The organism is Pleurocapsa sp. FMAR1 (genome assembly GCF_963665995.1).
Lineage (GTDB): Bacteria > Cyanobacteriota > Cyanobacteriia > Cyanobacteriales > Xenococcaceae > Waterburya.
Map to the genome: position 1 here is coordinate 4,984,859 of NZ_OY762512.1, position 20,705 is coordinate 5,005,563.

General features: G+C 36.9%; 14 protein-coding genes and 1 pseudogene. 9 read left to right on the forward strand and 6 right to left on the reverse strand.

Annotated elements, in window-relative coordinates; genetic code table 11:
• Positions 1–59: 59 nt before the first annotated feature.
• The gene (gene hflX, locus SLP02_RS24165) at positions 60–1,766 is read right to left on the reverse strand and encodes a GTPase HflX (RefSeq protein ID WP_413467427.1); all 1,707 of its coding nucleotides are present in this window, start codon (positions 1,764–1,766) and stop codon (positions 60–62) included.
• A gap of 300 nt (positions 1,767–2,066) precedes the next feature.
• Here hflX and SLP02_RS24170 point away from each other — a divergent pair, with 300 nt between their 5' ends.
• Together SLP02_RS24170 and SLP02_RS24175 are read left to right on the forward strand one after the other, a co-directional pair.
• Entirely contained in the window at positions 2,067–3,407 is a 1,341-nt protein-coding gene (locus SLP02_RS24170) for a helix-hairpin-helix domain-containing protein (protein WP_319423278.1), read from the forward strand.
• 283 nt (positions 3,408–3,690) lie between these two features.
• The gene (locus tag SLP02_RS24175) at positions 3,691–4,212 is read left to right on the forward strand and encodes an FHA domain-containing protein (protein ID WP_319423279.1); all 522 of its coding nucleotides are present in this window, start codon (positions 3,691–3,693) and stop codon (positions 4,210–4,212) included.
• Between the two features lie 36 nt (positions 4,213–4,248).
• On the opposite strand, the gene SLP02_RS24180 is transcribed toward SLP02_RS24175, so the two are convergent.
• Positions 4,249–4,713 carry an ATP-binding protein gene (locus SLP02_RS24180; RefSeq protein WP_413467285.1) on the reverse strand — a complete coding sequence of 155 codons (465 nt, stop codon included), beginning with the start codon at positions 4,711–4,713 and terminating at the stop codon, positions 4,249–4,251.
• Positions 4,714–5,416: 703 nt separating this feature from the next.
• Between SLP02_RS24180 and SLP02_RS24185 the strand changes: the two genes are divergently transcribed.
• The 3 genes from SLP02_RS24185 to SLP02_RS24195 all read left to right on the forward strand — a co-directional run bounded on the left by SLP02_RS24185 (position 5,417) and on the right by SLP02_RS24195 (position 8,265).
• Positions 5,417–6,550, forward strand: a complete 1,134-nt coding sequence (locus SLP02_RS24185; protein WP_319423281.1) for a PP2C family protein-serine/threonine phosphatase — start codon at positions 5,417–5,419, stop codon at positions 6,548–6,550.
• A gap of 161 nt (positions 6,551–6,711) precedes the next feature.
• Positions 6,712–7,572: a M48 family metallopeptidase gene (locus tag SLP02_RS24190; RefSeq protein ID WP_319423282.1), complete on the forward strand. Its 861-nt coding sequence runs from the start codon at positions 6,712–6,714 to the stop codon at positions 7,570–7,572.
• 27 nt (positions 7,573–7,599) lie between these two features.
• Positions 7,600–8,265 carry a bifunctional 4-hydroxy-2-oxoglutarate aldolase/2-dehydro-3-deoxy-phosphogluconate aldolase gene (locus SLP02_RS24195; protein ID WP_319423283.1) on the forward strand — a complete coding sequence of 222 codons (666 nt, stop codon included), beginning with the start codon at positions 7,600–7,602 and terminating at the stop codon, positions 8,263–8,265.
• A gap of 58 nt (positions 8,266–8,323) precedes the next feature.
• Here SLP02_RS24195 and psb30 read toward each other — a convergent pair whose 3' ends face one another.
• Together psb30 and SLP02_RS24205 are read right to left on the reverse strand one after the other, a co-directional pair.
• Entirely contained in the window at positions 8,324–8,464 is a 141-nt protein-coding gene (gene psb30, locus SLP02_RS24200) for a photosystem II reaction center protein Ycf12/Psb30 (protein ID WP_319423284.1), read from the reverse strand.
• Between the two features lie 410 nt (positions 8,465–8,874).
• A pseudogene (locus tag SLP02_RS24205) lies at positions 8,875–9,369 on the reverse strand (ABC transporter ATP-binding protein); the annotation flags it as partial.
• A gap of 438 nt (positions 9,370–9,807) precedes the next feature.
• Here SLP02_RS24205 and SLP02_RS24210 point away from each other — a divergent pair.
• From SLP02_RS24210 to SLP02_RS24225, 4 genes are all read left to right on the forward strand, one after another.
• Positions 9,808–10,368: a COP23 domain-containing protein gene (locus tag SLP02_RS24210; protein WP_319423286.1), complete on the forward strand. Its 561-nt coding sequence runs from the start codon at positions 9,808–9,810 to the stop codon at positions 10,366–10,368.
• A 422-nt stretch (positions 10,369–10,790) separates the two neighbouring features.
• Positions 10,791–11,369 carry a TerD family protein gene (locus SLP02_RS24215; RefSeq protein WP_319423287.1) on the forward strand — a complete coding sequence of 193 codons (579 nt, stop codon included), beginning with the start codon at positions 10,791–10,793 and terminating at the stop codon, positions 11,367–11,369.
• Positions 11,370–11,491: 122 nt separating this feature from the next.
• Positions 11,492–12,067, forward strand: coding sequence for a TerD family protein (locus tag SLP02_RS24220; protein ID WP_319423288.1), 576 nt, complete (start codon positions 11,492–11,494; stop codon positions 12,065–12,067).
• A gap of 39 nt (positions 12,068–12,106) precedes the next feature.
• On the forward strand, positions 12,107–12,697 hold the full coding sequence (locus SLP02_RS24225) for a TerD family protein (protein WP_319423289.1): 591 nt from the start codon (positions 12,107–12,109) through the stop codon (positions 12,695–12,697).
• Positions 12,698–12,776: 79 nt separating this feature from the next.
• Here SLP02_RS24225 and SLP02_RS24230 read toward each other — a convergent pair whose 3' ends face one another.
• Positions 12,777–14,393: a dynamin family protein gene (locus tag SLP02_RS24230; RefSeq protein WP_319423290.1), complete on the reverse strand. Its 1,617-nt coding sequence runs from the start codon at positions 14,391–14,393 to the stop codon at positions 12,777–12,779.
• Positions 14,394–15,085: 692 nt separating this feature from the next.
• Positions 15,086–20,698, reverse strand: coding sequence for a HEAT repeat domain-containing protein (locus tag SLP02_RS24235; RefSeq protein ID WP_319423291.1), 5,613 nt, complete (start codon positions 20,696–20,698; stop codon positions 15,086–15,088).
• Positions 20,699–20,705 lie beyond the last annotated feature (7 nt).

Here is a 20,705-nt window from a genome sequence, read left to right on the forward strand (position 1 = left end):
CCCAAGTCCCCAAGTCCCCAAGCCTTACAGATCGATGAGTGCGTAACATCAGTTACTTATTAATTTCCTACTCCTGCAAAATCAACCAATAAAGATAGCTTTTGCCGAAGAGTTTCCAGTCCCAGGCGATCGCTGGCTGAGATAAATAAAGCCAAGGGAAATTCATCTTGTGCCTTAGCTAAAGCCTCACTATCTACCTGGTCTAACTTATTGAATACTAGTAATATTGGACCTGGTGCGATCGCCATTTGCCCTAAGATTTCCATCACCGAACGGATTTGATTTTCCCAGGTAGGATGGGATAAATCCACAACATGAATCAAAGCATCGGCCTCGGTGACTTCTTCCAGGGTGGCGCGGAAAGCATCTACTAGTGCCGGTGGTAGCTGTTGGATAAAGCCCACTGTATCAGTCAAGAGCATATTTCTTGGTTCACCCGTATCGGCATCGGGAATAGATAAGCGACGGGTAGTAGGATCGAGGGTGGCAAATAGTTGATTGGCTACATACACTTCAGAGTTGGTTAAAGCATTAATTAGCGTGGATTTACCCGCATTAGTATAACCAACGATCGCAATACTAGGAACATCTTGTTTTTGACGTTGTTGGCGCATCCGCGAACGATGAGCCTGTAATTCATTTACTTCTCCCTGCAAACGGGCAATTCGCTTTTGAATACTCCGTCTTTCGGTTTCTAGCTTGGTTTCCCCAGGACCTCTTGTCCCAATACCGCCCCCTAGACGAGACATTGCCTGTCCTCTACCTACAAGGCGGGGTAACATATACTCCAGTTGCGCTAACTCCACCTGTAGCTTCCCTGCACGAGATTGAGCGCGTTGAGCAAAGATATCGAGAATAATTTCGGTGCGATCGACCACCCGTATGCCAAATTGAGCCTCTAAATTGCGAATTTGAGCAGGAGAAAGGGAGCGATCAAATGCCACTAAATTTGCCCCTAAAGTTTGCACCCGCAGGGCAATTTCCTGTACCTTACCTTCCCCGACTAAGGTTTGAGGATGGGGACGCGATCGCTTTTGACGAACTGTTTCTAAAACTTCTCCCCCTGCGGTGTCCACCAGCCCCACAAGCTCATTTAAGCGATCTTCAAATTCTCGCTCGGAAGTTTTGTCTACCTGCAAGCCAACCATAACTACGCGATCGTGGTTGATATCTACCTGCTGTGCTACATATTCTCGTTCAAATTCAGCCTCTAAGCCTTCGACTAAATCTAAAAAGTCTTGTCCAGTTAGAGCATCTAAATTCATCGGCTTAGATACCGACCAATACTCTTGTTCTGTTTGATTTATTGCCGATTGAGGTAACAAATGAGCCAGATAAGTATCTTGAATATAGCCAGTGGCACCTCCACCTCTCTTTAATTTACCTGCACCAGTTAGGGTCAATACAGCCAAGGCATCTAGCCTTTGACATACCATTGCCGTCAGGCTAGATTCTTTGGGTGGCTCTGGCTTGAGCTTAGTGACAATACAGCGAATCCCTGAAAGACGCTTGGCACCATAACGAGGCAATTCTAGAGGCGGAATTTGTGTCTGATTGGCATTCCCTACGCCGACTCTAATTGCCTGTCCACGACGATTAAAATAGGTGCAGACTGGTTGATTGATGTCTGTGCTAATAGCAGCCAACCTTTGAGCAAACTCGGTCGTAACAATAATATCTCCAGGCAACTTCTGATGATAAAGTTTTTTTAGCTGCTTGAGTTGACTTGATTTTAATCCTTTATATTTACCGTATATAGTGTCGATAGGCGTTGCCCCAAATTTAATAAAAGTATTTCAATAAACTATAATTTTAGCGATCCTAAGTCCTGTCTGTCTCTGCAGATTGACTGTGATTTATAACTTGTAACCTAAATACTGGTTCTCTATCATCTTGAAACGGGGTCATACTAAATCTTGTTCAAGTAAGTTACTTAACTGTTGGGTTAGTTAGTAAGTAGTAGGTAGTAGATAATTGTTTAATAAGTTGAAAATTTTAAGATACTTTTCTTAATCGGATTTAGTGTCAGTTGTCAATGATAAATGCTCAATGATCAATGAAAAGTCATGGTAAAAATTGTCAGTCGTCAATCATTAGGTAAACAAACCGTATACGATCTAGGTGTAGCCCAAGATCATAATTTTTTGCTTGCCAATGGCATGGTGGCATCTAATTGCTTCAATAAATCTCATTCCACTGCTTATGCTTATGTAACTTATCAAACTGCCTACCTCAAAGCCAACTATCCCGTAGAGTATATGTCGGCTTTGCTTACCGCTAGTAGCGGAAATCAGGAGAAAGTTGACAAATATCGGGAAAATTCCCAGAAAATGGGAATCAAGATTTTACCTCCTGATATTAATCGCTCACAAGAAGACTTTACCCCTTTGGATGATCATCATATTCTTTTTGGTTTGTCGGCAGTCAAGAATTTAGGACAGGGTGCGATCGAGAATATTCTGATGGCAAGGAGTAGCGGTGAGTTTAAATCCTTGGCAGATTTTTGTGAGAGAGTAGAATTACGTACTGTTAATCGTCGAGCATTGGAAACTTTAATTTACTGTGGTGCTTTTGATTTAGTACAGTCTAATCGTCGGCAGTTGATTAATGATATTGATGTATTGACATCTTGGGCGCAAAAACGCCACAAAGAAAAAGCCAGTGGTCAACTTAATCTATTTGACATGATGAATAGTGGTGGCGAGTCAAAGTCTCAAGCTGCTTTTGAACAAGCACCTAGCACTTCTAAAGTTGAAGATTATCCGCTACAGGAGAAACTACGTTTAGAAAAAGAATATATTGGTTTTTATATTAGCGATCATCCCCTCCAGGCAGTTTACCAAGCAGCACAAATTCTATCTCCTATAAGTCTAAGCGAATTATCGGAACAAAAAGCAAAAGAAAAAATTAGTGCAGTAGTCATGTTAAATTCTGTCCGCAAAATTACAACTAAAAAAGGCGATCGCATGGCTTTTGTACAGATGGAAGACATTACAGGGGAAGCAGAGGGAACAATTTTTCCCAGTACTTACCAGGATTTAGAACCCTTATTAGCAGAAGGTAAGCAATTAATTGTTTGGGGGAAAGCACAACAGCGAAATGATAAATATCAGCTAATTATTGATGATGCTGAAGAAATAGAACAAGTTAGAATGATTATGTTAGAAATTACTCCAGAGCAGGCTTTAGATCGGCTAAAAAGTAATTATTTAAAAAGAATCTTAGCAGAACAGACTCAAGAACAAAATAAGTTTAAAATCCCTGTAATTGCTGCGATCGGTCAAGGAGAACAAAGGCAGTTTATTCGCTTTGGACAGAAATTTTGGGTGCAAAATGAATCCCAAGCTATGGCATCTTTACAAGAGGCAGGGTTCAAAGTTCACTGTACGCCCTTAGTTTCTCATTAATTATACTTATAGGTTTAAAAATTACATAGTTTTACCGATGACATTTTCTAGGTAAATCAAGTTCACTTTTGAAAGAGCAAATACTCTTGCCGATCAATTTTTTTAGACTAAAATAAAGAAAATAAGTAAATTATCATAATTCTATATTCAAATATTTTTTTTGCTAAATATCAGCATATTATTTTATTTTTTCCCTAACTAACAGATATTTATACTTAAAATATCTTTAATGCTGCCTTACTTAAATATCAATGTTAGATATAAAAGTATCTATTTCAACCAGATGGCTGATAAAAAACCCAAACTTACTTTAGTCAAGTTAAATAAAGCCGATTTAGCAAAAGGCAGACACGTTTTAATTGTCGAGTCTCCAGAATCGAGAAGGGCTGTCTCTCTCAACGTCAATGTATTTTCTGTAGGTCGTCACCCTAATAATGATCTAGTAATCAATGATGCCTTAGCATCAAGACATCATGCTACTGTGGCTTGGATGAGATATTCAGAGGGAGGAGACAAAAGCGACTACTCATACTGGATTATTGATGGTAAAGGCAAAAGACAAAGAAGCCGTAACGGTATTTCGATTAATGGCAGCAAGAAATCTCTACACCGACTAGTTTCTGGAGATATTATTCACATTGGTAACAGCATCAAAATTGCCTATAGCTATATTACATATTCTACAGATAGCAGCCAATTTTTACGCTATTGTGATGAAGAAAAAGCAGCCTATAAACCGATTAACCCTATTGATAAATCATCTAAAGAAACGGTAGTTATTGAAAACACTATTATGAAAGAATAGACATGGCTGATTCGTTTTTATTAATCGGATTTACTATTAGTTAGTGTCCTGCGAATTAGAATTATTATCAGGTTGATGATTGTCAAAGAGTTTGACAATCAGTAAGCAATTTTCCTGTTTTTCTGTGCGGTAATAATTTAGGCGATCGCAAATTTTGTTCATAATCGGAATTCCACGACCACTTCCAAGCCAATCATTATTTTTTTGAGCATTTTCGGCAATAAAATTCTGTAGATCAAAAGCAGAACCATAATCCCATATTTTAATTTTTATGTCTGTTTGACTGAGAAATACTTCGATTCTAATCGAGACATCTGGGGGTAAATTTTTGTGAGCGTGTCGCACTGCATTAGTGAATCCTTCAGCCAAAGCTAATCTACACTGTAGCCAATCTCGAAGGGGAATAAAATCCTGATAGATTTGATTGAATTCAGCTAACACTTTATCAAGTGATTGTAAATTGCTAGGGACTTTGATTTTAATAGTTCGTAAGACTTTCAACTTATTATATGCCTCGTTCAAACATAACAGGCAAAAATATGGCTACAGTATTTGTTTTATGATGACTATCTAACTTGAGTTTGGGATAAGCTAAAAACCTTACTCTTTAGTTGGCTGAAAATACTATTTTTTAGTAAAATCACCGTCAAAATTGTCTCGACTCAACTAACGTTATCCATATAAACATATGGTAATAATAGTAATTTAATTCTCATATCTCTTGTATTTTCTCTTGCTTTTAGCACACTTAAAGTTATAGAAATGTGGATAATTATTGGTTAGTAATTATAGTTTAACAAGGCAACTTGATGTTTTGCTTAGAGACAAATTCATCGGCTTTTAACAAGTAGCCAAATGAGACGTGTGGTTGCATCACTATCAAGCACAAGGCAAAAGCTTCAGCCAGATGTACGCGCATCAAGATAGCGATCGCCTTTTTGCCAAAAATTTAACGCTCAAATTGCTTTTTTATCCTCTATAGTTGAGTACACCGTTTAATTCACCACTAAGTTTCTGTTTAAAGCGCCATAGCCTAAACTTAAGACACGCCCTCGGATGATTTTCCTAGCTAATGGAAATAAAGCTTCTTTGAGGCAGGAGCGTCACAGTTGACATAAGCCCTAAAAGTTTTACTGCTTTGTAGCTCAGTAGGCAATGACTGCCATTACCTTCGGTCATCAGATAAGAAAACTATCAATTTACTATGGCTCAAATTCTGATTATTGACGATGATTTTACAACTCAACTACTTTTAGAGAGAACTCTTAGTATGCAGGGTTATGATATCACCTTGGCAAGTGATGGTGAAGAAGGACTAATCAAAGCCAAAACAATTCGTCCTGCCCTAATTATTTGTGATTGGATTATGCCTCGCAAAAACGGTTTAGAGGTGTGTAGTCAAATAAAATCTACTCCTGAATTGTCCACTACCTTTTTTATTCTGCTTACATCTCTAGATTCAGTAGAAGATCGAGTTAAAGGTTTGGATGCTGGGGCAGATGATTTTTTATGTAAGCCAATCGAGATGAATGAGCTAAAAGCCAGAGTTAGAGCAGGATTGCGTCTACATCAACTAAGCAAAGATCTCCAAATTCAAAAACAGCTACTAGAAGCTGAATTAGCTGAAGCAGCCGAGTATGTTAGTACTATATTACCAGAGCCTCTCCATCATCCGTCTTTAAGTATTGATGTGTGTTTTATTCCTTCACGACAATTGGGAGGAGATAGTTTTGATTATTTTTGGTTAGACGATCGCCATTTGGTCTTTTATCTTTTAGACGTTTCAGGACATGGCTTGAGGGCTTCTTTGCCTTCTTTGGCGGTAGTCAACCTACTGAGATCCCGTGGATTGAGCAACGTCGATTATTATCAACCAGACTCAGTGTTAAAAGGCTTGAACCAGGCTTTTCAGATGAGCGATCGCAACGATAAATATTTTACTATCTGGTATGGTGTTTATGATCGCCAAAACCGTAGCTTAACTTACTCTAGTGCTGGGCATCCTCCTGCAATTTTACTAACCCCAAGCTTGAGAGCTACAGAGCAGCGTCTGAAGACTCCAGGAGTACCTGTAGGGATGTTTCCTAATATTCAGTATGTAAATGCTTCGTGCCAAATTGAGGCACACTCTAGCCTGTACATATTTAGCGATGGAATTTATGAAGTTGAACAACAGTTTAATTCCCATTGGGGTTTAGATCGATTAATTAATTTACTCAAAAAATATCAGCAGACACCCGAACGAGATTTAAAACGTTTACTACAGTACGTTAGAAGTTGGCATCCTAATTTTCAATTTGAAGATGATTTATCCATTTTACAAATAGATTTTTCTTAAATCACTAATTAATTTAATTTGAACAAGCAAAGTTCTGTGGCTTTCTTCAGTAACTTTGCCAAGACGCAGTGCAACTTTATTAGTTTATACACCGTCATATTTTTTGCAAGGTAGTCACTTATAACACTTGTTTTCTTTAAATTAATTGTTATTCAACCCCAATGTTCCAGCAATATTTTAGCTTTTCTAATCGTTTTTATCGTCGTTTAGCCTTAGGTTCAATTACTTTTATAATTACCGTTGGTATTGGCTTGGGAAATGTTCAACCTAGCTATGCTATTTCCTGGCTAGAGCTAATGATTCGGGGAGTGCAAATAGTTCAGATATCAAATATTTCTAATGCTCAAGAGGAAGAGATAGGTAAAGGCATCAATCAAGAGCTAATAAGTTCTGGTCAAGTCAAACTATACCGCAACTCCTCAATCAACAGCTATATAAATGAGATTGGACAGCAACTAGCTAAAACTAGCCAACGTCCAAATATTCCCTACACTTTCCAAGTAGTTGATGATAACAACATTAATGCCTTCGCGACGATGGGTGGCTATGTATACGTCAATAAGGGCTTGATAGCAACAGCAGATAATGAGGCAGAATTAGCCAGCGTCATTGGTCATGAAATTGGTCATATTGCTGCTCGTCATGCTATACAAAAAATGCGCGATCGCGCAATTTCTCAGGGGTTGCTTTCCGCAGCAGGAGTAGACCGCAACAATGCTATTCAAATTGGGGTAGAATTAGCCGTTAGTCGTCCTAATAGTCGTGCTGACGAGCTACAGGCAGATCACTTAGGGCTAGAAGATATAACTAAGGCTAACTACGCCCCCGCAGGTATGTTAGGCTTTATGCAGAAGTTGTTAAGCAAAGGTGGCTCTCCTCCTACTTTTTTAAGTACTCATCCTGCTACCTCAGATCGCCTTAAAATTTTGCAGCAAGACATTAATCCTCAAACCGCCAATGTCGGCAATGGTTTAGACAATCAAGCATATAAAAATCGTATTCGTTCCCTGTATGTTAATTGATATCAACTGATATTAATATAATGCCGAATGTTGGATCAATGGTTACAAGTTTTAGAGCAAAATAGAGCGATCGCCATAATTCGTTGTCCTCAAATAAGCCTCGCTTACAAAATGGCAGTAGCAGTAGCAGCAGGAGGAATGAACCTAATAGAAATTGCCTGGAATAGCGAATCAGAGGGCAAAGTTGACCAAAGTTCTGAAGATTTAATTACTCAGTTACGAACAGAATTACCCGACTGTACTATTGGTGCAGGAACAATTCTCAACTCAGAGCAATTACAGGCTGCGGTCAACGCTGGAGCGCAATTTGCTTTCTCTCCTTATTTTAGTCAAGAGTTGCTTGATGTTTCTCAGTCTCGTTATCAAATACCCTTTGTGCCTGGAGTCTTTTCGCCAACGGAAATAGTCAATGCTTGGCAAAGTGGTGCTAAGGCGGTTAAGGTTTTTCCAATCAAATCCCTTGGTGGTGCAGAATATATTAGATGTCTGCAAGGTCCATTAAGTCAGATTCCCTTAATTCCTACTGGCGGCATAACCCTAGAAAATGCTTCAAAAATGATTGAAGCAGGAGCGATCGCCGTAGGGATTTCTAGTAGTCTTTTTCCCACCCAGGCGATCGCCAATCGAGACTGGTCAAGTATTTCTCTCAGGACTAAATATTTACTTGATAAATTACAGGGTATTAAAAAATAAATCTGCTCATCTAGACAACTAAAAGAGCAGTTATGAAAAGATCTCATCTAAAATTTTTTTAAAGATCGCCACCACGCAATGCTAATAAAAATATCACTACAGGTCCAGAGATCACAATCAAAGCTAGACAAAGCAGTTGAAAGATTACAGTAAAGTTGATATTACCAAAAACACTAAAAAGGTTGGTTACAAAGTCCATGTTTACTCCTAAAAGTTTATCAAAACCAAATCTATAAAGGTGGCTAAATCTTGTAAGCCATCATCTATAATACCTGGGAACTATCTGCTATTTCTGAGTAACGATACAAAAATACATAAACTTTTATTGCGCTGTAAAAACATTAAAACCACACTGGTTAAAATGCAGTTTGATTCAGATTAGCTTTTATAAGCAGCACCTAAATATAATTCTCCTACCCTAGGATTATTTAGTAAATCTTTTCCTGTTCCTTCAAAACGCTCTTTACCATTTTCGAGAACATAGCCTCTATTTGCCATCGCCAAAGCTTTTTTCGCATTTTGCTCTACTAATACAATAGCTGTACCCGTTTGATTGATGGCTTTTACCTGTTCTAGCACCGAGTTAACCAAAATCGGTGATAAAGCTGCTGAAGGTTCATCTAAAAGCAAAAGTTCAGGCTCAAGCATCAATGCTTTGCCCATTGCCAGCATCTGTCTCTCTCCTCCCGATAAAGTTCCTGCTTTTTGACGACGACGAGAACCTAATCGGGGAAACATCGTATAAATCTTGTCCTTAAGGGACTTGAGAGAGCCACTGCGAATAAACGCCCCCATCTCCAAATTTTCTTCAATTGAAAGAGAAGCGAATACATTAGTTAGTTGAGGAACGTAACACATCCCGCGTTTGACAATTTTGTCTGATTTGAGTCTGGCGATATTTTCTCCTTTAAAAATGATTTGACCTTTGGCGGGAGTGAGCAAGCCAAAAATAGCTTTAGCTAAGGTGGATTTTCCCGCACCGTTAGGACCAATCACCGCCACTAATTCTCCTGGAGCAATTTGGAAGTTGATTCCCTGTAATATATGTAGATCTTTTACATAGCCAGCGTAAACATTTTTTACTTCTAAAAGATTTGTTGTCATAAATATTGTGGGCTGAAAATGAATTTTCTAGAGAAAAGTGGAGCAAAGAAGAACAACACGTTTTAAATATTAATTATTAAGAGCTTGTTTTTTTTCTGCATATAGATAAATTTTGCTAAAAGCAGTTTGCAGATAATTTACCTTATAACAAAAATAAATGTGAAGAGCGTATAAAGTTTATATTTTAATTGTTTAAAGTTTACCAAAGCCAAACTTTACTTTTTATACTTGAAGTATGAAATAAAACTAAAAAGTTTTACTCTAGAGTGTTCTTTTTATTTTGAATAACAGTTTATTTGAATCAATTTGGATATTTAGTTAAAAACCATAAGACTGCTGATGTTTTAAGATCAAAGTATAGTAAAAATTCAAAATATTAGCACCTCAACTTAACAATGGCTAGAGAATTTTAACTGCAAGGAAGCTTATCTACAAGAAATGAAAACTAAATATTTATCGGCGTTGATGGTAATGGGAGTGATGTCATCAGTCAGCATACCTGCGATCGCCGAATCATCAGATGCTCCTAAATTCAAATTTTCCTGCAAAGTAATTAAAGGAATACCTACTACCCTAGCACAAGCTGTTGCTAGCAAAGCTACTCAGCCGATCTTTCACTGGAAGAGTGATGCAACTGCCTTTAAATCTTCGGCTACTCCCCAACAATTATGTAACAATGTTTCTACCCAGCTAGAAGAATATTCTGCAAGTGGTTACGATTTATCACAAATCAGCTTTGTTGGCACGGAAGAAAAAGGAATTCCCTTGATTTGCGCCAATACTTCAGGTGGATTAGATTGCAGCAAAGTTTTGGTAACTTTGAGTGCTGCTAATAATCCTGCTGGTGTAGCTAGCGAAGTTGTGGACTCTATCTTAGATAAAGATCTACAGCCAAAAGTAATCAAATCTAATGTCAGAGGTGTACAGTCTACATCCTACCAGGTTAATTTTTGGAGTTTGTTAGGTTTAGGGCTAGACCATAAGTTTCTTAGTAAGTAACGTGAGCGAGAACACGAATTTGGATTCGTAACCTCTACAAGAAACAATTTTTTGCTTAGGAGTTTGTATTGAAGCTAAAGCCCTCACTATTTAGTCTTGCCAAACTTTTCCAACCGTGGCGCGATCGCTGATTTATACCAATTCTCTAAATTACCACTACACATAAATCTCCGTGTCTTCGTGTCTCCCAGTCCTCCAGTCAATTATAGTCACGCCAATTTAAAGAGAAACGGTATTATTAGTTAGCTGTTTTAATCATGGCGATCGCCATGATTAAAATAGACTTAGCAGCAGCTAATCCAGCTTCAATAGTTATAAATAGTTATAAATTGCCTCTTTAGCTAAATGATTCTTTTAAGATAGAAACATAGCTATTGCTTGTACATAATTTAAAACCGAGCAAGAAATCATAGAGGTAAATAATGACAATTAATTTGAGTAAAGGAGAAAGAATCTCCTTAGAAAAAGTTTCTCCAGGACTAAAAGAAATTTTTATCGGCTTAGGCTGGGATATCAATCCGACTGATACTGGTGGTGATTTTGATATTGATGCGTCAATCTTCCTCTTAGACAGTAGTGAAAAGCTGATCTCTGATAAACACTTCATTTTTTACAATAACCTTTCTAGTCCAGACTCAGAAAAGTCTGTGCAGCAAAGGGGCGATAATCGAACTGGCGCAGGGGAAGGAGATGATGAAATCATTGACATGAAGCTGAAGACTGTTCCTCCAGAAGTTGATAAAGTTGCGATCGCTGTAACCATTCATGAAGCGGATAAACGTCAGCAAAACTTTGGTCAGGTAAGTAACGCCTTTGTACGTATTGTAAACTATGAAAACGAAGAGGAAATCATTCGCTACGATTTGACTGAAGATTTTTCTGTGGAAACAGCCTTAATTATGGCAGAAATGTACCGTAAAGACGGCGAATGGCGTATGAATGCCGTTGGTGCAGGATATGAAGGCGGATTACAAGCTTTAGTAGAAAGATATCAAAAGTAGTATTTCAAGGACGAAAAGATGAAGGATGAAGAAATACTAGAAAAATTACTTCGTCTTTCTTCTTCTCTGTTTCTATCTGGTAGAGCAACTAATAACTAACAACTAATAACTAACAACTAAATATGGCAGTAAATCTTAGTAAAGGACAGCGTATATCTTTAGAAAAAGTCGCCCCAGGCTTAAGCGAAATTTTTGTGGGCTTGGGTTGGGATACTAATATTACCGACACGGGAAATGACTTTGATATTGATGCGTCAGTTTTTTTGGTAAACAGTAATGAAAAATTAATTTCTGACAATCACTTTATTTTTTATAACAATCTTGCCAGTCCTGATGCAAATAAGTCTGTAGAGCATTTAGGAGATAATCGAACAGGTGCAGGTGAAGGAGACGATGAAGTAGTCAAGGTTAAACTCAAGCAAGTTCCTGAAGACATAAATAAAATAGTGATGACCGTTACGATTCACGAAGCGGAAAAGCGTCAACAGAATTTTGGTCAGGTACAAAATGCTTTTGTAAGAGTCGTAAATGCAGAAAATCAAGAAGAGGTGATACGTTATGACCTCTCAGAAGATTTTTCTGTAGAAACTGCCCTGATTATGGCAGAACTTTATCGCAAGGATGGTGAGTGGCGCGTTAATGCTGTAGGTGCTGGTTATCAGGGTGGTTTAGAAGCATTGCTAAATCGTTATCAATAAATAATTGAAAACTTACAACTAACAATTAATAATTAAATAATGGCAATCAATCTTACAAAAGGACAACGTATCTCTCTTACCAAAGAAGACCCCAGCCTCAAGCAAATGATGTGTGGTCTTGGTTGGGATGTTGCGCCAAAATCTGGCGGTTTTTTTGGAGGGAATAAACAATTCGATCTTGATTCTTCGGTTCTTTGTTTAGATACAGACAAGAAGTTGACCGATGTTAAAAATATAGTTTACTTTGGTAATTTAAGACATAGCTCTAGCGCGATCGCACATCAGGGAGACAACCTAACTGGTGCAGGGGAAGGAGACGACGAGGTAATTAATATCGATCTACCTTTAGTTCCCGCTAACATTGCTTATTTGGTATTTGCCATCAACATCTATAAATGCGAACAGCGCAAGCAAGATTTTAGTATGGTAGATAATGCCTTTGTGCGTTTAGTCAACCGCCAAAGTAATCAAGAATTAGCTCGCTATAATCTTTCTGGTTCAGAATATCAAGGCATGACGGGAATGATTCTCGCTGAAGTCTATCGCAAAGACGAAGAGTGGAAAATGGCAGCAGTGGGCAACGGGTTTAAGGTGTCTACTTTAGCTGATATTGCTAAAATTTATACTTGAGTTGGTTAGTGGCGATCGCCCACGATAATTAGAGCGATCGCATTATCTTTAGATACTTTTGACTAAGGTTCACAGCAGACTAACTTGTTACAGACACTTGCTCATTACTCTGTGAAAGTTGTTCAACTTCGGTAGTAATCTTCTTGATTTCTGCTTTGATAGTCTCTACTTCAGTGGCAATTGATTCGCTGGTAGTTATTTTTTGGGCAATCTCTTCCTGCTTCGGTCGAATTACATCAGCAAACTGCTGTAAACACTTATTCAACTCTGCTGCCAAGGTATCTTTTAAGGTGTTGGTGTAATTTTCTTGGAGATTACGGTAGGTTTGTTCTAGTTCCGCTTTGACCTGCTTGCGCTTGCGAGGTAGAGCATTAAAGCTCATCAAGGCAAATAGACCAGCAACAAAAAATGCCGTTACATCAGCAGAGGCTGCAGTAAACAGAAGCTGTCCGCCAAACCCTGTCGCAGCAGCAGTGATGCCCAGCCGCCAAACGCTATCTAATCCTTCTTCGGCTGCTTCTTTGATTCTGGCTGCAAATTCATTAACCTCTAGCTGACTAGTATTAATCGGCGGTAATGCCAAATCTGCCTCAGATACGGTGATAGCGGTAGATAAATCTTCTTTTGCTTCTCTGACAATACGCTCTCGATATTTAAGGAAAGTAGATGTGGCTTCTTTGAATATCTCTTGCAGATTTTTATCTAGCTGCACATCTTTAATTGTTTTAGCTAGTCTTTCTTCGACAAAATCTTCTTCTTTGGTAATTCTTCTTTTGAGGACGGTCAAAAAGCCAGTATTGCTATCAATTAGTTTGTTCGTCTCTTGAATTAGGTTGGTAAATAAATCGTCGATGTTATCGCCAAAGATACCAAATAAAAGATTATACTCTTCTAATCTTTCTTCAATGCGTCGAGAAGTGCGATCAAAAATAACTTTTTCTGACTGTAATTTAGACTGTATGGACTGATTTTGCTTCTCCAATTGATTTAAATAAACCAGCAATGAATTTTGTGGTCCCTGTAGCTTTAATTTAACTTTTTCTCCACCTGCCAAAAATGCCAGTAAAAAGCTTTTTAACTCGTCAATTCCTGCCCCCGTTTGCGCTGAAATAGAAAATATAGGCGGCATTTCGGCTAAAATCTTGCCCAAGCCTTCGCTGACATATTCACGGATTTGTCTGGCTTGATCATCATTAACTAGATCTGTTTTGTTGATGGCAACAATAATTTTACGCGCCCAAGTTTGATCGACCAAAGTAAGAAAGTCCTGTTCCGATTTACTTAAAGGGCGTTCAACTGAGGTCACAAACAAGATAATATCTGCCTGCTGTAAATAATTTTCGGTTAATTCTTGGTGTTGCTCAATAATGGAGTTGGTACCAGGACTATCAATAAATGCCAAGCCACCAAAGCCTTCAGGGTTGTAAGATTCAATTTCTTGGGTAGTAGGCAAAAAACCAACCTTAGCAATTTCCTGGTTATTAAGCTGATTGAGCAAGCTAGATTTACCTGCGTTAAACTCACCACAGATAAAGATAGAGAAAGGATTAGCTAGCTGTTTTTTGAGGACTTCGGTGTCGGGATGAAACTCAGGAAAGAGTACTTTTGCCTCCACAAAAAGACCTTCAACCTTTTGAATGGTGTTTAGGCTGCGATCGAAAAGTTGCTGTTGTTCTCCTGAAAGAGTTAGAGGCATTATATTCTCTTCCTTAATCTTAGATTAGGTACATTCTTCATATTAGTAGAAGTTTTTGAGTTAATCGACCTCAGACTTTAAGATTAACTAAGATTATGAAGAAAAAATTAAAATACGTCTGCTGTGAATTAAAAAGCCTGCAAATGCTGAGGTTGAATGTTTTATTAGCGAATTTTGTTACTTGCCTCATAGAAATACAGCGCGATCGCTACTTTCACAAGAGGTCTACTGAAGAAAACTTTAACTGACGTTACGCATTTAATCTAACTGCTGTGACAGAGTGACGGGGTGACGGGGTGACGGGGTGACGGGGAGAAGATTTGCTCTTTAACCGAAGGTTCTCCAAGTCCCCAAGTCCCCAAGTCCCCAAGTCCCCAAGTCTTCAAGTCCCCAAGTCTCCAAGCCTTACAGATCGATGAGTGCGTAACATCAGACCTTAATATTAAACAGCAACAACATCTAGCACCAGCAAAGCTATTGAGTTGGAATAAAAGGCGATTACTCATTATCCTAGTAAAGGAATGATCGAAACTTCAATTTTAAATTACACGAAATTAGCATTTTGTGTAACTTTAGATACAGGCTTGAAAATGCCGTAAAGCAGCCACAATTACTCGAAAAGTGAATAACAGGGAATAAAGAGCGAAATTACCTATCCTCTCTAATTTATCCTTCATCCTTGGCTATTAATCCTAACTTAAATCACTATTAGTTAATGTAATATAACGAACTATGGAGTTCGGATCATTAATTAATTTTTGTTGGATATCATTCGGAGTATTAGGATTAGTTGCGACTGCATATCTTTCTAACCAATAAAGCGATCGCGATTTTTTAACTAATATTTTAGCTGGTATTTGAGGCTGTAATAAAGTAAGTAGTCGAGCAATATTTGGTTGGGAGTTTTTACTATATAAAGCCAGTACTTCTGATAAGCCTTGGGGATATTTTTTAAGATAGTTTTCGATTGCTATTTTGCGTACTCTTTTATCGCTATCCTTAATTAATTTAGCTAGTAAAACAAGCGAGATATTTTGATGGTTGGCTACAGTCGATCTGATTATGTAGTCTTTATTATTAGAAAGGCAATTGAGTATATTTTCTGAAGCATTATTATGAGATGCAATCGCTTGCAACGTTTTGGCGTGATTGATGTTAGTTTTATATTGTTGAATTCTGATAGTTTTGATTTGCTTTATAACCTCAGATACTTCATCTTTATTTGTTAGTAATGTTAGTAACTGCTCTAAAATATGCTGGGTAGCGTTGAGATTATTTGCTAAAGAGCTTATTATCGGAAGAGTCTGCAAACAGCGATATCTTAAATTATCACAATCTTCAGTTAGATAAGATATTTTGTTAGTAGTAATTTGTTCTAAAGCAGAAATGGGAGTATTGATATTACTAGCAACAGCAGCACTAACATAATGCCAATCTGTATTTGCTAGCTGCGCTAGCTCTTTTGCTGAAGTAGAATAACAAGCATTGTAATAAGCTTCTTTTACTTCTTCAATTAAAGAGGTTGGTATATTGGAATTTTCTCTTACTGTTTGACGTATTATATTATTAATATCTCCTATAAGCTCGGATAAAACATCTAAAGAAATATTAGGATGTTTTGCTACTTCTTTGCGCACTTCGCCACTAGGATTAAAGGCTAAATTTTTTAAAACGCTTTGAGGAGTATGGGGATTATCGTAAATAGTCGTTCTTTTACTTCTATCGTTTTTATCTCGTGCTATTTTTTTTGCAATTTGTGGAGGTAGATTAGGATTTTGCAATAAATACCAATATAAATTAGAGTCTGTAGATAGCTGTTTTAAAATATTAATGGGAGTTCTAGGGTTTTGCGCTACACTCCCTCTAATCTGCTCACCTTTGTCTTCTCGTGCAAAGTATTCTAGAAAGTGTAAAGGTAAATTAGGATTTTCTACTAAAGCGATCGCTAATTCTACGGCTATTTGACGACCTTGTATAATTGGAACATGATTAGCTTGTATCCATTTGTTTTTTTTGTCTTCAGTCATCCCAGCTAATTTTTCTAGCAAATAAACGGGAGTGTTGGGGTTTTTAGCTATGGAGACGGGTACAGAATCATTAGTAATACCTTCTTGAGTGGAATAGTTAATTAATTCCTCTAACATTTCTACGGTAGTGTTAGGATTTACCGCAATTCCATCCCAAGCACCTGAGTAACCATATCCCATAATATTTTTGAGAATACTAACAGGTGTTTTCGGATTTTTCGTTACACCCCTTTGTACTAACGCATATTGACTAGTACTCAATTCCTCTAAAATACTCAAAGGCATATTAGGTTGTTGTGCTATTTCTTCTAGAGCATACATTCCACAATTCTTTATTTCTTCTGACAGTTGCTCTAAAATGTGTTCGGGCGTATTGGAGTTTTTAATTACAGCTATATAAATAGCCCGAATAGTTTTTGTTGCTAAATACTCTAAAGTAGAGATAGACGTATTAGGATGAGCAGCAATTTCTTGTAGGATTTTACTATCCGACACCTTAGCTATTTGTTCTAAAATATTAGCTGAAATATCAGGTTTTCTTACTATTTTTTGTAGAGTAGATGTATCGAGATTAATAATTTCTGTTGATAATTGCTCTAAAATATTTTTGGGAGTATTAGGATTGCCAAGAAGATTAATAAAAATATTGCGATCGCCTTCAGTAGCCAAATCTTCTAAGATACGAACTGGTGTATTGGGATTACCAGCGATCGCACTCATGATTTTAGTATTTGGAATTGTTGCCAAATCTTCCACAATATTTACGGGCGTGTTCGAGTTTTTGGCAATATTTTCTAGTTGAAAAATAGCAAGGTTGCGAGTTTTACTATTTTTATCTTTGGCTAAAATTAATAGTTTTTCTGTCGGAATATCTAAGTTAACGATCGCAGAATTAGATTGCTTGAGTAAATTTAGTTTTTCTTTGATTTTTTGTGGAGTGTTAGGATTTTGGATCAGTGCTTCTTGTACTTCGGGATTATCTTTTGTTGCTAAAATCTCCAATGTACTGATGGGAGTATTAGGATTAGCTGCAACCGCACTTAAAACATTATATTGATAATAATCAGAGCGTTGTGATAAATGTTTTAGCAGATCACTAGGAGTATAGGAATTTTTAGCAATAAATAAACAGATATATTCATCAGTATCTCTAGCTAATTGTTTGAGAATATCTATTGGAATATTAGATGCAGATACAGCAAGATCGACTTCATAAATAGAATTATTTTCTTGCACTAATCTTTCTATAATAGATTCGGGTATTAAGCCTAATTGAGCTATATTTCTACGAACATCGAAATCGGTAGATCGAATTAAATTGATAATTTCTTTTTCGACAATATTCTCCCAGTCTTTAGGAATTTTATCGTCATAATTAATATGCAAGCTAGCAGCCTGAGATATTTTGCAATTGTTATGTCGAACTAATTTATCTAAAATACTTTTAGGGGTATGGGGATGATTAGCTACAGCTAGTAAGACTTTATTATTCGATCGCGTTGCAGCAATTTCTAATGCTTCTGGGGATAAGTCATCTCCGCGAAACAAACTAGTGAATATATCTTTAATCTTGTCTTCTGTGTCATCTTCCGTGAGGTTATTTTGTTCTAAATTATTAACCGCAGCATCCCTAACTATTTGATTACCATCGCGGGTTAGTTGTTCTACAATTTGACGAGGAGTATTACTATTTTGGGCGATCGCATATCTTTCTAACCAAATATGAGAAGCATTATTTTTAATTAAAAACTGTTTGGGTGTTAGGGGATGGAAGAAAGCTATTAAACGACTCCAAGTAGGTGTAGAATGTCGGGCGTATTTGGTTAAATATATCGATGCAGTTTTAATATCGCGATCTAATAAGCTTTTAATTGCCAGTTTTCTCAGGCGAGAAGTTTTATCTGCTGCTAATTCTTCTAATCTCTCAATTGGGAAACTAGGATTATTGATCGCAACTTTAACTACCTTTGTCTCTTCATCCCTTAATAAATTATCTAATAAAGCAACGGGAGTATTAATATTACTAGCAACAGCAACCCTAATTGCGATCGCATTTTCTTCTAAAAGCTGTTCTAAAATATTTGGAGAAGTATTTTTATGGGAAGCAACAGCAAGTTTAATTACTAACCACTGACTGTCAACCAAACTATCTATAGTAGCTGTATCGCTATCAGGGTTATTAACTAAATTCCACTGATAAATAAAATCTGTAACTACTGGATCGTTTCTTTGTATCAGGCGATCAACTGCAAGATTGCGAATGCAACCATTATTATCTTGAATTAGTATTTCTAAAGCCTTCAAAGAGACGTTATGATTTTTAGCAACTAGTTCTTTTACCTGCCAATATTGGCTAGTTGCTAATTGCTCTAATATATGTGCTGAAAGATTTTTCAATCTTGCTAAAGTGGCTTGTATTTCTAATTTATCTATTTCTGCCAATAAAGAAAGTAACTCTTCAGTACAGTAAAACTCTGTAAGTAGTTTTTGAGCTATCTGATAGCTTGATTCATTGTTTAAATTAGTTATATCTTCTTTAACAACTCTTTCTAAAATATCTAGAGAAATATTAGGATTACAGATTACAGCATTTTTTACTTGCTGTAACTCGTCAACAGCTAAAATGTTTAAAATCTCTTCATTGCTATTAATATTTCTCCCAACATTAATACGTACTTGTGTAGATTTATCTGTGGCCAATTGTTTTAAAATACTTATAGGTATAAAAGATTGGCAAGCTACCCGACTTCGAGCGTAGTCATCTTCACTACCAGCTAATTTTTGAAGAATTTCAACTGGAGTATTTTCGTTCAAAACATAAAGACGATAACTCCAATTATTACGGCTAATATTTTGAACTACATCATCTAACTTTTCTATCTTCAGACTATTCAAATAAGAATTATATACAACTCCCATTTCTGTAGATAAAATTCTCATTCTATAAATACCGTCAGGTGCATTTTTGCGATGGGGAATTATATTATTAGCAATGATAATATCTGAGTTTTTGTTGGCTGCTTCGGAAGTATCTTCTAAACGTCTCTCTGCAACATCTCTAATTTCAGCATCTTTATCTTTAAGTAACTCATGTAAAATATTTTCGGAAGTACTAAAATTTTGCGCCACAGCCCAACGTACTTCCCAATAACTATCTTTAACTAACTCTTGCAAAGTATCGATGGAAGTCTTCAAATTAAAAGCAATAGCTAACCTTAACTGCCATTCCGAAGCCTTAGCAAAACTAGCCAAAATGTCTTCAGGAGTTTTACTATTTCGCGCTATCTGCAAGCGAATTTCTAAATCCTTACTTGTTGCTAACTCTCTTAAATTCTCTACGTCAATATCTAATTTATTGACTGCTTGATGTTGGCGATAATGTTCTTGAATAGTATCAATTGATGTTCTAGGATGACTTAGGGCTAATAACCTCACCTCCTCCGATTCATAGCCTATTAACTGTTCCAAAATATGACTTGGTGTATTGGGATGTTGAACAGCAAGCTTATAAAAATTATCGCGATCGCATTTATCTTCTAGATCTATGTACTGGCATAATTGAGCTAAAACTTCGGAAGAAGTATCATTATTATTCGCCAATTTAAATTTAGTATCTGTATGAAAAATAGGAAGAATCCAATCTGGGACTATATCCAAAAATAGTAGTTGTTTTAGTAACTCTCTCTCTCCATAACTATATTCATATCTATCTTTTTCTATATCTGCAACAACAACAGCATTAAATAATATCTCTTCTAGGGATTTATTATTTTTATCTCGCCCATTAATATGAAGTTTCACCCCTTCCACCACTTCGGGAAACTTACTTTTACTCAGCTTTTCTAAAACAGCGGTAGGAATATTCTCGTGTCTCAAAATTGCCAACAAAGCTTTTTTATCTTGACTCCCTGCCACCCATTCCAAAAAACAAATAGGTAGTCGATCTTGTTTCAATAAATGTAATAAAGACCTAGAAGAAAGCTGTAATAAAAAATTAGGATTATGTTTAATCGAATCTACAAATCCACTATTATTCAATACCGTCTGGGGGAACTGCCTAATTAATTTTAATAATATCTGGAACGGCGTATTAAAATTACTGGCAATATTCCGACGAGTAATATAATCTCCCGTTACAACCAAATCCCTCAACAAATTCCCATCTATACTAGGATTAGTCGCCACAACTCTAGCTAATTCAATACTTTCCGATGCTAAGGCACGTAAAGTCTCAATTGACGTATCTACTTCTCTAGCTTGTTGCGAGGGATTATTCATCTGTACA